General features: G+C 43.7%; 14 protein-coding genes and 1 tRNA gene. 9 read left to right on the top strand and 6 right to left on the bottom strand.

The features are described 5' to 3' along the window. Nucleotides 1-3: 3 nt before the first annotated feature. From murI to hemA, 5 genes are read right to left on the bottom strand one after another with little or no spacing between them, the layout of a single operon-like run. The gene (murI, locus tag VQ643_RS07165) at nucleotides 4-849 is read right to left on the bottom strand and encodes a glutamate racemase (protein ID WP_414198793.1); all 846 of its coding nucleotides are present in this window, start codon (nucleotides 847-849) and stop codon (nucleotides 4-6) included. Beyond that, nucleotides 815-1,567: a HesA/MoeB/ThiF family protein gene (locus tag VQ643_RS07160; protein ID WP_414198792.1), complete on the bottom strand. Its 753-nt coding sequence runs from the start codon at nucleotides 1,565-1,567 to the stop codon at nucleotides 815-817. The genes murI and VQ643_RS07160 overlap by 35 nt, the downstream gene beginning before the upstream one ends. Continuing rightward, complete coding sequence (gene prmC / locus VQ643_RS07155; protein ID WP_414198790.1) at nucleotides 1,561-2,397, bottom strand: peptide chain release factor N(5)-glutamine methyltransferase; 837 nt, start codon at nucleotides 2,395-2,397, stop codon at nucleotides 1,561-1,563. Before prmC ends, VQ643_RS07160 begins: the two co-directional genes overlap by 7 nt. A gap of 2 nt (nucleotides 2,398-2,399) precedes the next feature. After that, nucleotides 2,400-3,482, bottom strand: a complete 1,083-nt coding sequence (gene prfA, locus VQ643_RS07150; RefSeq protein ID WP_414198789.1) for a peptide chain release factor 1 — start codon at nucleotides 3,480-3,482, stop codon at nucleotides 2,400-2,402. Then, a complete protein-coding gene (hemA, locus tag VQ643_RS07145) occupies nucleotides 3,482-4,747 on the bottom strand; it encodes a glutamyl-tRNA reductase (protein WP_414198788.1) in 1,266 nt (421 codons plus the stop codon). Before hemA ends, prfA begins: the two co-directional genes overlap by 1 nt. 319 nt (nucleotides 4,748-5,066) lie before the next feature. Between hemA and VQ643_RS07140 the strand changes: the two genes are divergently transcribed. The 9 genes from VQ643_RS07140 to VQ643_RS07100 all read left to right on the top strand — a co-directional run bounded on the left by VQ643_RS07140 (nucleotide 5,067) and on the right by VQ643_RS07100 (nucleotide 13,660). Continuing rightward, nucleotides 5,067-6,791, top strand: a complete 1,725-nt coding sequence (locus VQ643_RS07140) for a tetratricopeptide repeat protein (RefSeq protein ID WP_414198786.1) — start codon at nucleotides 5,067-5,069, stop codon at nucleotides 6,789-6,791. Further along, the gene (gene lolB / locus VQ643_RS07135; RefSeq protein ID WP_414198784.1) at nucleotides 6,791-7,411 is read left to right on the top strand and encodes a lipoprotein insertase outer membrane protein LolB; all 621 of its coding nucleotides are present in this window, start codon (nucleotides 6,791-6,793) and stop codon (nucleotides 7,409-7,411) included. The genes VQ643_RS07140 and lolB overlap by 1 nt, the downstream gene beginning before the upstream one ends. After that, a complete protein-coding gene (gene ispE, locus VQ643_RS07130) occupies nucleotides 7,390-8,289 on the top strand; it encodes a 4-(cytidine 5'-diphospho)-2-C-methyl-D-erythritol kinase (protein ID WP_414198782.1) in 900 nt (299 codons plus the stop codon). Before lolB ends, ispE begins: the two co-directional genes overlap by 22 nt. A gap of 19 nt (nucleotides 8,290-8,308) precedes the next feature. Next, nucleotides 8,309-8,383 (top strand) — tRNA-Gln (locus VQ643_RS07125). Between the two features lie 74 nt (nucleotides 8,384-8,457). Then, nucleotides 8,458-9,402 (top strand): ribose-phosphate pyrophosphokinase, encoded by a 945-nt coding sequence (locus VQ643_RS07120; protein WP_414198780.1) that lies wholly within the window; start codon nucleotides 8,458-8,460, stop codon nucleotides 9,400-9,402. 97 nt (nucleotides 9,403-9,499) lie between these two features. Next, a complete protein-coding gene (locus VQ643_RS07115) occupies nucleotides 9,500-10,126 on the top strand; it encodes a 50S ribosomal protein L25/general stress protein Ctc (RefSeq protein WP_414198779.1) in 627 nt (208 codons plus the stop codon). Between the two features lie 36 nt (nucleotides 10,127-10,162). After that, the gene (pth, locus tag VQ643_RS07110) at nucleotides 10,163-10,747 is read left to right on the top strand and encodes an aminoacyl-tRNA hydrolase (RefSeq protein WP_414198778.1); all 585 of its coding nucleotides are present in this window, start codon (nucleotides 10,163-10,165) and stop codon (nucleotides 10,745-10,747) included. Nucleotides 10,748-10,770: 23 nt separating this feature from the next. Next, nucleotides 10,771-11,871: a redox-regulated ATPase YchF gene (gene ychF / locus VQ643_RS07105; protein WP_414198776.1), complete on the top strand. Its 1,101-nt coding sequence runs from the start codon at nucleotides 10,771-10,773 to the stop codon at nucleotides 11,869-11,871. 535 nt (nucleotides 11,872-12,406) lie between these two features. Next, nucleotides 12,407-13,660 (top strand): hypothetical protein, encoded by a 1,254-nt coding sequence (locus VQ643_RS07100; protein ID WP_414198774.1) that lies wholly within the window; start codon nucleotides 12,407-12,409, stop codon nucleotides 13,658-13,660. Between the two features lie 108 nt (nucleotides 13,661-13,768). Here the strand turns inward: VQ643_RS07100 and VQ643_RS07095 are convergent, their stop codons facing one another. Beyond that, the gene (locus VQ643_RS07095) at nucleotides 13,769-14,257 is read right to left on the bottom strand and encodes a hypothetical protein (RefSeq protein ID WP_414198772.1); all 489 of its coding nucleotides are present in this window, start codon (nucleotides 14,255-14,257) and stop codon (nucleotides 13,769-13,771) included. Nucleotides 14,258-14,340 lie beyond the last annotated feature (83 nt).

Genomic DNA, 14,340 nt, shown 5'->3' with positions numbered 1-14,340 from the left:
GTACTAACTTAACTCCTCAGTTGAGGTAAAGTTAAAAATAGCTTCAACCTCCCCCCAGAGAATGGGTAATACTTGAGCGAAGCGTGTCAAATCTCCGCTACTATAAAACCTATCATGCTTGAAGTTCACTGATTGTTGGTTCAACAATTGCTGTTGTGTTAAAACAAACTCTAGACGCCGAGCAACAGCCTCGCCAGTGTCAATTATCTGAATTTGATCACCTACGAGTTCGCTTAAGGCATTTTTTAAAAAAGGATAATGGGTACAACCTAGAATAAGTGTGTCACAACCCTGCTCTACTAAAGGTAGCGCGTAGTGCGCCAGCAACTGCTTAACTTCAGCCGTTGCTAAATTGCCTTGTTCAATCTCTTCAACCAAGCCTGGGCACGGCTGCGTAATGACTCGAACATTACCTGCAAAGCGATCCAACAATGCGGCAAACTTGGCGCTTTTTAAGGTACCTGTCGTTGCTAAAACACCTACAATACCTGAGCGTGTTGCTTGCGTTGCCGGTTTTACTGCTGGCTCCATTGCAACGACGGGCAACCATGGCCAGTGCGTTCGTATTTCGCCAGCAGCGGCCGCTGTTGCCGTATTACAAGCAATAACTAGGGCTTTGATGCCTTGCTCTATTAAAAACTGGGTGATTGCTAGGCTACGCTGAATAATAAAATCTGGGCTTTTTTCACCATAAGGAACATAGGCTTCATCAGCAATATAAAAAAGCTGTTCACTCGGTAAACGTTGGCGAATTTCTTTTAAGACAGAAAGGCCACCAACACCTGAGTCAAATACGCCTACTGGCGCGCTAGGGTTAATCGCGTTTTTGGCAAACACTACACTGTTCATCACGAGCTATCTTCAACTCACGCATGCGACTGTCAAGCGCATCAATTAATAAAAGGCGGCCAATTAAGGGCTGCCCAAAATTGGCTAATATTTTTAGTGCTTCTAGTGCCTGGATACTGCCAACAAGCCCTACTAAAGGCCCTAGCACACCGGCTTCACTGCAGGTTAGACTTTCATCTTGACCGCTGCCGTATAGACAATGATAACAAGGACTTTGCTCATTATTAGGGTCAAAAACGCTAACTTGTCCCATAGTGCGAATTGCAGCACCACTGACCAAGGTTTTTTTGGCCGCAAAACAATGGCGATTTAATACATCACGAATGATGAAGTTATCTGTACAATCCATAACAAGATCAACGTCAGCCAGCAAGCTCGGTAAGTTTTCATCGGTAATAGCCTGCTCAACCGAACGCACATGAATGCTTGGGTTCAATTGCAACATGCGCTGCTTAGCCGCATAAGCCTTACTACGCCCTATATCTTCAGTTGAATACAACACCTGACGTTGTAAGTTAGTTAAGTCAACGCTATCAAAATCTGCAATGCATAAATGTCCAATACCTGCCGCCGCTAAATACAGGGCAACAGGCGTACCTAGACCGCCTGCACCGACAATTAAAACGCGGCTATTTTTTAAGCGTTGCTGACCCTCAATATCAATTTGCTTGAGCAGCACATGGCGGCTATATCTGAGTAGTTCTTCATCCGTTAACATATCCACTGCCCTAAACTAATACGCTCATGCCCTGCTAAATCACGACGGCTATGCACCTGTTGAAAACCGGCTGCACTTAATAAGCTTTGCACACTCTGCGCTTGATCATAACCGTGCTCCAGCATTAACCAGGCTTGGTTATTTAAATGAGCTACTGAGTGCGCAATAATTAGGCGAATATCCTCTAAACCATCAGCTCCTGAAACTAAGGCACTGCTGGGCTCAAAACGTACATCACCCTGAGTTAAATGTTGATCATCTGCCGCAATATAAGGCGGATTGCTAACAATTAAATCAAAACGTTGTTGTTTAAGCGCAGCAAACCAAAAGCTTGTGATAAAGCGCGCATTATGGATTTGGTTACGCTTTGCATTTTGCTGAGCCAAGCTCACCGCTTCAGCAACTCGATCTACACCAGTAACTGACCACAACGGGCGCTCTGCCGCTAAGGCTAGCGCTATAGCGCCTGTTCCAGTGCCTAAATCGAGAACTTGGAGTGAATGCTCAGGAACCAGCTCTAGTGCTGCTTCAACTAACAGTTCAGTATCTGCTCGTGGAATTAATGTGCTGGAGTTTACCGCTAAATCCAGCGACCAAAAGCCTTGATGACCAATAAGATAAGCCACTGGTTGCCCTTCTTGGCGTGCTTTTAATAACGCTTCAAAACGCTCTAGCTGCTCTGCTTCTAATTGTTTTTCTGGCCAAGTACGTAAAAAACTGCGCGGCTTATTTAAAACAAAAGCCAGAAGCAACTCAGCATCTAGCTGAGCTGTTTCTGACTGTATTTTTTGTTTTGCCTGCGCTAAAAGTTGGTCTATGCGCGGCTGCATAACTAATCGCCCAACGCTGCAAGCTGATCAGCTTGGAACTCTAATAACAAGGGGCCTAGTACCTGATCCATTGCACCGTTAAGCACTTCATTTAAAGAATACAATGTTAAGTTAATACGGTGATCCGTAATGCGGCCCTGTGGATAGTTGTAGGTGCGAATACGGTCGGAGCGATCACCTGTGCCTACTAGGTTACGGCGTGTTTCACTCATTTCTTGTTGTGCGGCACTGGTTTGCATATCTTCCAAGCGTGCGGCTAACCATGACATAGCACGAGCGCGGTTTTTATGCTGGGAACGCTCTTCCTGACACTCCACAACAATACCTGTTGGTATATGCGTAATACGCACAGCAGAGTCAGTTTTGTTAACGTGCTGACCACCCGCACCTGATGAGCGATAAGTATCTACGCGCAAATCAGCTGGATTAATTTCAATTGCGGCTTGTTCATCAGGCTCTGCAATAACGGCTACAGTACAAGCCGAAGTATGTACTCGCCCCTGTGACTCTGTCTCAGGTACGCGTTGGACACGGTGCGCGCCTGACTCAAACTTCAAGCGGCTAAATACGTTAGTGCCTTCAATTCGGGCAATAATTTCTTTATAACCACCGTGTTCACCTTCATGCTCAGACAGTACTTCTACGCGCCAACCTTGGTTATCCGCAAAGCGTGAATACATACGGAACAAATCACCCGAGAAGATAGCTGCTTCATCGCCACCTGTACCTGCACGAATTTCCAAGTAAACGTTTTTACCATCACGGGGATCTTTTGGCAGCATTAAACGCTGTAGTTCATCTTCTAACTGCTCAATTTGCTCACGTGCTGTTTTTATTTCTTCAGCCGCCATTTCGCGCATTTCTTGATCATCATCTTTGAGCAAAAGTTGCGCGCTTTCTAAATCATCCTGGGCGCCTTTCCATTGACGAAACGTCATAACTACGGGTTCAACTTCAGCATATTCACGTGAACAATCACGAAATTGGTTTTGATCGCTGATGACTTGAGCATCACCCAACATCGCTGTGAGTTCCTCATAGCGATCTTCTAATGTTTCTAATTTAGTAACCAGTGATGCTTTCATTAATGTGTTTCACTTACGTTAAGACCTAGTACTTCCTGCGCAACCATTAAATCAGCATAACGGCCATCGGCAGACAATCGTTTTAATTGCACACTGGGCGCATGCAATAGTTTATTGGTTAAACCTCGCGCCAATTGCGCCAGTACATCTTCTGCAGCTACGCCATTACCTAATGAGCGCAGTGCCTTTTGTAATTCATCATCACGCAAGACTTCAGCTTGTTGGCGATACGCACGCAAAACATCAACAGCATCCAACTCTCGTAAGCGCTGCATAAAATCTTGTGTACCTTGCTGCACTAAGCTTTCAGCAGCGTTAGCAGCGGCTTGGCGGCTTTTTAGATTTTCTGCAACGACTTCATGTAAATCATCTACGGTATACAAATACACATCGTCAAGCTCGCCAACTTCGGCTTCTATATCACGAGGAACAGCGATATCAACCATAAAAATAGGCTTATGCCGACGGAGTTTTAGAGCCCGCTCGACTGCACCTTTACCTAAAATAGGCAGCTGGCTTGCCGTTGAGCTAATCACAATATCGCTATGCGGTAAAATATCAGGAATATCCGCAAGCAATACTGCTTGCCCAGCAAACTCCTGGGCCACATTAGCAGCGCGTTCCAACGTTCGGTTAGCCACTACAATTTTTTCTACACCTTGTTCATGCAAGTGTTTTGCCACCAAGGTGATGGTTTCACCAGCACCTATTAATAACGCCTGACTTTTGCCCAAGTTACTAAAAATCTGCTTTGCCAAACTCACAGCAGCAAAGGCAACAGAAACAGGGTTTTCACCAATTGCAGTATCTGTGCGCACTGTTTTAGCTGTGCTAAAAGTTGCTTGGAAGAGGCGTCCAAGTAATGGACCTAAGGTGCCTGCTTCACGGGCTACGGCATAGGAAGACTTCATTTGTCCCAAAATTTGCGGCTCGCCCAAGACTAAAGAGTCAAGCCCACAGGCAACACGCATCATGTGCTTTACTGCATCGGCATTTTCATGACTGTAATAGCACGCTTGTAAATCCTCTAGCGATACTGAATGATAGTTAGCCAGCCACGCCAAAACCTCCTGAGGCTGGAGTTTCTCCATCTCAAGATACAATTCACTACGGTTACACGTAGAAAGAATAGCGGCTTCTCGGCTGCCCACTTCGCTGCACAGTTGTTGCAGAGCAGCAACAAGCTGGTCTGGACTAAAGGCTACGCGCTCACGGACATCTACCGAAGCTGTTTTATGATTTATACCAAGGGCAATAAAGGCCATGCACTGTCGCTGAAAGTTTGTAAAGCAGGTAATTGTCCTACTTCCTCTCCTTCAGAACAACCTCCTAACGAAAACAACGCTGCAAGACTAGAAAAGTTAATGATAAAAAGCAAAGATAGTGCATTCTTAGGCAAGCCATCTAGAACTTAACAAAACTTTTCACTTTTCTTTTGAACAAGTACCCAATCACTATAGTCTAACTGAATATTTTACGCGCAAAAAGTAAGTCATGCACAATCTATCACTGTAATCTACATGCAGCTTTGTTAGCTTTATGCCATGATTCGCACTCTTACTGAATAGCCCTTGAAGCCTATTTATGAAAAAAAAATTACTTGTTCTAGCCTTGCTCTCTGTCCTAACTGGCTGTTCAAGCTGGATACAGCCTAAACAACCTAGCATTGAGCCTGTTATCGCGCCTGTGACTCAAACCCCAGCGCCAAACAGTGCATCAGATTTAGATACAGAAACCTTGTATTCATTGCTGACGGCCGAAATTGCAGGCTTACGTAGCCAATTTCATGTGGCTTTAGATAATTACACTAGTGAAGCCAGCAAGACGCAAAATGCTCAGATCGCTGAACGCGCTTTTAATATTGCAGACAGTTTAGGCGAAGAACAAAATGCATTAGATAACGCGTTACTCTGGGCTCAACTTGCCCCTAATGATGTTAAAGCGCAGCGTGCAGCAGCTATTTATCTCGCGCGCACTGGGCGACTTGATGATGCTATGGAGCGCATGGAGTTTGTCTTACGCAATGAAGGGGAAACCAATTTTGATTTCCTTGCATTATCTGCGGCTCAAACCAGTTCTAAAACACGCCAATACTTACTGAAAAACTTTGATGCTTTATTGCTTCGCCATCCGCAAAACTTACAAATTATCTTTGGCAAGGCATTATTACTTGAACAAGAAGGTGATAACAAAACGGCTTACTCTATATTACGCCGTCACCCACAAAGTACGACCACAAATGCTACCGCGCTAATGCTGGCTCGTTTACTACATAAACTAGAACGCACAGAAGAAAGCCTGCCTATCTTGCGTAAAGCGGTTGAAGCCAACCCAGAGGATAATCAGCTACGCATGTTTTATGCCCGTGTGCTAATTGAGTTAAACCAGTTAGAAAGCGCACGAACTCAGTTTTTGGAAATGCTCTTACGCAACCCCGAAGATGACGACCTGCGCCTCTCATTAGCGTTGATTAACATGGATATGGAAGCTTGGGTAGAAGCCAAAACCTATCTTGAAGACTTAATTAACCGTGAATCCTTGACAGATAGCGCCCACTATTACCTAGGACGCACCCATGAAGAACTGCAAGATCTTGAACAAGCGCTCATTAGTTATGACTTAGTACGTGATGGTGCTAATTATTTGCCAGCGCAATATCGCTATGCTGAAATTCTTTTGCAACAAAAACAGTTTGACCAAGTAAGCCGCCACTTTGCTCGCGAACGCCGTAGCCATCCTAATGATGCTGTAGATTTATACTTGATTGAAATTGAAGGTCTCAATCGTCAAGGCGAAACAGAGCGTGCTTGGCAGCTTGCTAACCAAGGTATCGATGAAACCTTAGATCAAAAACTGTACTACACCCGAGCCATGCTGGCCGATGCTCGTAAAGACTTAAAGCAGTTAGAGGCTGATTTGCGCCATATTCTTGAAAAAGAACCTGAAAACAGCATGGCACTCAATGCTTTAGGCTACAGTTTACTGGATATAGAAGGTCGCCTTGAAGAAGCGGGACAACTTATTATCAAGGCACATGAGCTAGATCCAGAAGATGCGGCCACCCTCGATAGCCTAGGCTGGTACTACTATAAAACCAATCAGTTAAACAAAGCCGAAGAGTATTTACGCCAAGCCTTTACGGCCTATCCAGATGCTGAAGTTGCTGCACACCTAGGTGAAGCACTTTGGGCTCTCAATAAAAAACGTGAAGCTAAACGTATTTGGGCTCAAGCGCTGAAAACTCAACCTGACAACAAACTACTGCAAGATACCATGCAACGCTTACTTGAAACGAAGGAAAGCAAATAATGCCTAGCATTCGCCTTATTACCTTGTGTGGCATGATTGCCCTACTAACAGGTTGTAGCCTGTTTTCTCCTCGCTCACAAATAAGTGAACAAAGCCAAGCAACACCCGCACAATGGAAGCAGCACGCCGATACGGTAGAACCCATTAACAGTTGGGATATTTTAGGTAAAATTGCGATACGTACACAGCAAGACTCAGGCAGCGCCAATTTGATGTGGAAGCAAAATAAGCAAACCTTTGATATCACCCTGGTTGGCCCACTCGGCCAAGGGGCGACACGCCTGAGTGGCAGCCCAGGTTTTGCGCAATTAAATATAGCTAATCGTGGCGAGTTTTATGCACCTAATGCTGAAGCTTTAATGGATGAGCACCTTGGCTGGAATTTGCCTGTAGAACGCTTACTCTGGTGGGTCCGTGGCCTGCCTTCGCCGGCCAGTAAAAATCAAGTTCGCCTAGACAGCGAAGGCCGTCTAGCACAGCTAAGTCAAGATGGCTGGAATATTCACTATCTTTCTTATAAAGAAGAATCCAGTAAAAACCTACCTCAGCGCATCAAGCTACAAGGTAATGGCATTGAGATAACCTTGGTTGTAAAGCAATGGCAAGCACAAGTTCGGTAGTTATAAACAGGCTAGACCCCACTATTGTGAGTTTAGCCGCACCCGCTAAGCTCAACTTAATGCTACACATTACTGGGCAGCGCGCTGACGGTTACCATAACCTACAAACCTTATTTCAATTTTTAGATTATGCTGACACCCTGCATTTTAAATTGCGTAATGATGGCGTTATTCAACTCCATACATTGATGGCGGGTGTAGAGCACGAAAAGAACCTTATCGTTCGTGCAGCCAAGTTGCTGCAACAGCAGACACAAATTACCCTAGGTGCTGATATCTGGATTGATAAAGTACTGCCAATGGGCGGTGGTATCGGTGGTGGAAGCTCTAATGCAGCAACTACACTATTAGCTTTAAATCATTTATGGCATACAGCACAACCTTTAAATAACTTAGCTCAACTTGGCCTCACCTTAGGTGCCGATGTGCCGGTTTTTATCCATGGCCAGGCTTGCTTTGCAGAAGGTGTTGGTGAAATTCTCTATCCTATTGATTTAAAAGAACCTTGGTTTGTTGTTGGAATTCCTCCTGTTAGTATCAGTACAGCTGAAATATTTTCCGATAAAGAGTTGACAAGGAACTCCCCCCTCATTAATATGCGCTCCGTTCCTGAGCAAGGTGGTCGTAATGATTGCCAGCCGGTGGTAGAAAAGCGTTATCCACAAGTGCGTAACGCTTTGAATTTGCTAAACAAATACTGTGAAGCAAAATTAACTGGAACTGGAAGTTGTGTATTTGGGAGCTTCCCAAATCAAGATAAAGCTGCTAAAGTAGCCCACTTGCTTTCAGAGTCACTACCCTGTTTTGTAGCCAAAGGTGCCAATGTTTCATTAGCACACCGACAACTACAAAATCTTTCTGGAGCTAAGGATACCTAGGTATTCTGTAAGACCTTACAGGGGCGTCGCCAAGCGGTAAGGCACCAGGTTTTGATCCTGGCATGCGTTGGTTCGAATCCAGCCGCCCCTGCCATATTCCTGAAGCCTTCGTGGTTTACCACGGAGGTTTTTTTCGTCAGGCCCACTACCAGTAAATAGGTACTGCGCGTGTCCAAGATGATGATATTCACGGGGAACGCAAACCCCAACCTAGCCCGCCGCGTTGCGCGCCAACTACATATCCCATTGGGAGATGCTTCTGTAGGTCGCTTTTCTGACGGCGAAGTCAGCGTAGAAATTAACGAAAATGTCCGTGGTAAGGATGTCTTTCTTATTCAGCCTACCTGTGCCCCAACTAACGATAACTTGATGGAGTTGATCGTCATGATTGATGCGCTACGTCGCTCATCAGCATCACGTATCACTGCAGTTGTGCCGTACTTCGGCTATGCTCGTCAAGATCGTCGCCCTCGCTCTGCGCGTGTTGCTATTAGCGCTAAAGTAGTGGCTGATATGTTGTCTGGCGTAGGTGTTGACCGTGTTCTCACTGTTGACCTACACGCTGACCAAATTCAAGGTTTCTTCGATATTCCAGTGGACAACATTTACGGTTCTCCAGTACTGGTTGACGATATCCAAAATCAACGTTACGACAATATGCTCGTGGTATCTCCTGATATCGGTGGTGTTGTACGTGCTCGTGCTGTGGCTAAATCTTTAGGCACTGATCTTGCGATTATCGACAAACGTCGTCCTAAACCAAATCAATCTGAAATCATGCATATTATTGGTGATGTACAAGACCGTACATGTATCCTAGTTGATGATATGTGTGACACAGCAGGTACTTTATGCAATGCGGCTAAAGCGTTAAAAGACCGTGGCGCGAAAAAAGTATTGGCCTACTGTACTCACCCTATTTTTTCTGGTCGTGCCATCGAGAATATCGAGAACTCTGTACTAGATGAAATGGTAGTAACCAACACCATTCCTCTTTCAGCAGCAGCCCAAGCCTGTGCGAAAATTCGCCAACTTGATATTGCTCCTGTCGTTGCTGAAGCGGTTCGCCGTATTAGTAATGAGGAATCAATCAGCGCTATGTTTCGTTCATAACGCTGAATTTAATCGCCCTAATTACTAGGGTCTATAAACAACAACTTAGCCAACTGGTCGCAAGTGACTAAGCGCTGTTGTTAATTTGGAGAGTAAAATGAGCGAATTTACGCTAAACGCAACACTGCGTACAGATTTAGGGAAAGGTGCGAGCCGCCGCCTACGTCGCAACGCAAACCTAGTTCCTGCTGTTATCTATGGCGCTAACAAAGAAGCAGTATCTGTTAGCCTAGAACAACGCGAAGTAGCACGTTTATTATTAAACGACGCTGCATACAGCAGCATCTTAGCTTTAAATATTGATGGTAAGACTGAAAGCGTTTTGATCAAAGATCTACAACGTCATCCGTCTAAAGGTTTTGTAATGCACGCCGACTTCATTCGCGTCGTTGCAGGTCAAAAACTTACTACTATCGTTCCTGTGCACTACTTGAACGAAGAAACTTGTGCAGGTGTTAAAGCAGGCGGTGAACTATTCCGCGTAACTCCAGAAGTTGAAGTTTCTTGCTTACCTAAAGATCTACCAGAAGCCATCAACCTAGATCTAACTAACGTAGAACTAGGTCAAGTGGTTCACTTGGCTGATCTAGTTGCACCTAAAGGCGTTGAGTTCGTAGCCTTAGCTCACGAACAAAACCCTGTCATCGCTAACATCGAAGCACCTCGTGCTCAAGAAGAAGATGCAAGCGAAGAAGCCGCTGAAGGTGAAGCAGAAGAGAAATAATTTTCTCTTGCTTAACTACTGAAAAGGAGCCTCTGCGTGACTGCCGTGAAATTGATCGTTGGACTTGGTAACCCTGGACCTGAATACGACCAAACTCGGCATAACGCAGGGGCTCTTTTTGTTGAGGAAGTCGCTCGCCATTATAACGCACCACTTTCTCTTGAAAAAAAATATAACGGTTTGACTGGCAAGTTTAATTATAAAGGTCAAGATATCCGTTTACTGATTCCTACAACTTACATGAATCGTAGCGGACAGGCTGTTGCGCCGCTCGCTAATTTCTTTCGCATAACGCCAGAAGAAATTCTTGTTGCTCATGATGAGTTAGATATGCCACCTGGTGTAGCCAAGCTAAAAAAAGGCGGCGGACACGGCGGGCATAACGGCTTGAAAGATATTATCTCTTCTCTTGCTAACCAAAATACGTTCTTACGTTTGCGCCTTGGCATTGGCCACCCAGGTCATAGCAGTATGGTCAGCAACTATGTACTAGGTCGCGCACCACGTGAAGAACAGGAACAACTATCTACCAGTATTGATTTTGCCTTAAAGGTTTTGCCTGATATCTTTGACGGTAATTTAAATCAGGCCATGCAGCAACTGCATAGCCAAAAGGCTTAATATTTTTCCTTGAGGAATTCAGCATGGGATTTAACTGCGGCATCGTAGGTTTACCTAACGTTGGCAAATCCACCCTGTTTAATGCATTAACCAAATCTGGTATTGCAGCAGAAAACTTCCCTTTCTGCACTATTGAACCCAACAGTGGCATTGTACCTATGCCTGATGCACGTCTAAATGCATTAGCAGAGATTGTAAAGCCCGAACGAGTACTGCCTACTACCATGGAGTTCGTCGATATCGCCGGCTTAGTGGCAGGTGCTTCGCGAGGGGAAGGCCTAGGTAATAAATTCCTTGCCAACATTCGTGAAACAGATGCTATTGCTCATGTTGTGCGTTGCTTTGAAGACGATAATGTCATTCACGTTTCAAACAGTGTTGATCCTAAACGCGATATCGAAATTATTGATTTAGAGCTTATCTTTGCCGACCTTGATAGCGTTGAAAAGCAGTTACAAAAAGTGGCACGTAACGCCAAAGGTGGTGACAAAGAAGCCATCGCACAAAAAGCCATACTAGAACAACTGCAAGCGCATTTTACAGCTGGTAAACCCGCGCGCAGTCTAGTTAAAGATATGGATACAGAGCAAAAACGTATTGTTCGCGGCTTTCATTTACTAACCAGCAAACCTGTTATGTATATTGCCAACGTAGCCGAAGATGGTTTTGAGAACAACCCACACTTAGCTGTAGTGCAAGCTATCGCTCAAGAAGAAGGCGCGGTGGTAGTTCCTGTTTGCAATAAGATCGAAGCCGAAATTGCAGAACTTGATGACGGCGAAGAAAAAGATATGTTCTTAGAATCACTTGGCTTAGAAGAACCTGGCTTAAATCGCGTTATTCGTGCAGGCTATGAGCTATTAGATCTACAAACCTACTTCACTGCTGGCGTTAAAGAAGTGCGCGCTTGGACGGTAAAAATTGGCGCTACAGCCCCTCAAGCAGCCGCTGTCATTCACACTGACTTTGAAAAAGGCTTTATTCGCGCAGAAGTTATTAGCTATGACGACTTTATTGCCAACAACGGTGAAGCTGGTGCTAAAGAAGCGGGTAAGTGGCGCCTAGAAGGCAAAGAATATATTGTTAAAGACGGTGATGTGATGCACTTTCGCTTTAACGTCTAAACGCCGAATTAATAAAAAAGCACGCTTTGAACTGAACCCGAAAAGTGGACATACTTTTCGGGTTTTTTATTTTGTACCAATCTAACAACTATTGAACGCAAGAGTACTGGGATAGACTATGCCATCTATATTGATTGTGGTGCCGGCCCCAGTGAACTGGTGTGAGCTTTAACCTTTGCAATGAAAAATGCACAAACGCTCAACCATTGATAAAGCAGCGATGACCTTGAAAGCATCGGGTTAAGTGTAAGCACCGAGTTAAGATTTTTAAAATTTTATTGTATAGGAAAAATACAAGTTTAACTTAAAATAAACTACAGGCGCTTTTTAAGCGCTATGAAAAGCATTTAGCTGCTTGTAATCGAGCACTCACTCAGCTTAAGCAGGCTGTCTATGGCAAAGGTACAAGTAAATGAGCTTAAATAACAGGCTGCTTTTGCATATCAATAGCTAGCTACTTTACTTTTAATTTAGCACGCTCAATACTTTTAACCTTTAAAATCCGCCACTGCCAAGTAGTGTAAAGGAGCTATCAATGATTGTGCGCATTCCTTGTTCTAACCCTAATTGCAATCATTTGATTCTTCCTGAAACGGCTGCAGCTACAGGTGGACAATGCCGGCCCTGTGTTAATGCCGAGCAACGTAAAGCTTATTTAGCAGAGATAGAGCGCAATCGCAAAGAAGTCAATTTATATGATCCACATGATAGTGCTTTAAATTGGCTAAAACTTAGCCTCACACCCAGAAAGCATGACCCTTTAATTAGCTATACAGCCTGCCCTAAAACACGCCAACAACTATTAGCTCGACTGAACCCAAATGAATTAGACGAGTTACGAGATACGGCTATTGCTAACTTAATTGAAAATCCACATTTCGCTGAGAATATTTTGCGTTATTTATCGAGTTTCACCCAACTCAACTTGCTACCTGTTTTGCCTTACTTGCTAAACAACCATGATTACTCTTTCGAGCAGCTTTTTCGCTATGCAGACAACGCTATTACAGAAAAATTAATTGAGCGTGTTGAGCAAGCAGATGAGTATCAAAACCTTTGCTTGATCGCCCTAGCCTGGGTCAATACGCCCCAAGCTCATCAGGCTTTTTTAAAATGGCAAACTCAGCCACCCGCTTGGCTAAAACAACCTAGCCTTCCTCTTAACCAGTATACAGCCTATGCTCATTGGCAACTGGATACACTAGGTAACTACCAGCCTTTAACTTTTGAGCCCTGCTATGCGATACGTGTACGTAGTACGGTAGAGCAGACAGCAATAGGCTATTTAGATAAAACGCTCGAAGCTTGTCCTTGTTGCACAATGCCATTAGAAACACTAGCGAGAATCAATCCCAGTCAATTAGGCTGGGTAACTGCTGCGCAGTGGGAGTTTCTTGTTTGCCAATACTGTACACCTTTTCAGGAAGTTACTTTTTTTGAACTAGATGCTCAAGGCTGTGGTCATTGGTCGTCGTATAACGCTACTACTCATCACAGCAACACAGCAGATCCTGAATCCGCTTGGGAAGCCTTTGATTTAGTTATTGCAGAACAACGCCCAGCAATTGAACGTAGTGATCAGTTTTTACCTGAGGATTACAGCCAAGTAGGAGGTTTTCCTCACTGGGTGCAAGATTGCTATTACCCAAACTGCCCCCAATGCACACAAACTATGCAATTTACAGCTCAACTAGCCACTGATGAATTTAGCTCAGGCGTTGAAGGAACTTTTTATACCTATATTTGCGTAAACTGCTCTATCACAGCAAGCCATTACCAGCAGACATAATAATTAGTTAAAAGCTATATAACATTCAAAAAACCATCCATCCCCTTACATGCACTAATATTAATACTACCCTCTTAAAAGATGCTTAAACCATTTAAAAAATAAAGTTTAATTTTTATTCATAACGCCACAAACAAAGGGAGTACCTACAGGTAGGTGTTTAATTTTTACAGTGACCTCCCATCTATTCTGCATACTTTTAGGGGAACTATTTTTAAAACTCCCCATATCCATAATAACTGGCTTATAATTATAACAGAAAGTTGAGTCCATATCTTTATAGCCAAGAGTTGATATTTTCAATTTCATATCAAAATAAAAATTTAAAAACTGTTCGTCCGGCCTAACCGCTATAGGAGAAATAAATACCGACTTTTCATAATCAGGCATTCTAACTGAAATACGCCTTTCTTGTCTAAATATTTTATTATAATTATGTATATATGTAACACTACCTACATATTTTAAGTTAACTGATTGATCAAGGCTTCGTATTACTATAATACTATTTGGATATAAACTAATAGCCGACTCATAACTCAACTCAATACTGTCTCCTTCAAGAAAATCATTCAAACTTTTTTCAGCATCACTCATAGCATAAAAAAGCCCTAAACAACCATTAAGTGATGCTAATAAAAAAATAGGATAACCAACTTAAAACTATTAAAAAAAATCCT

It is taken from the genome of Pseudomonas sp. F1_0610, from assembly GCF_047470865.1.
Lineage (GTDB): Bacteria > Pseudomonadota > Gammaproteobacteria > Pseudomonadales > Pseudomonadaceae > JAZDRH01.
This window is presented reverse-complemented; position numbering and strand designations above follow the sequence as displayed.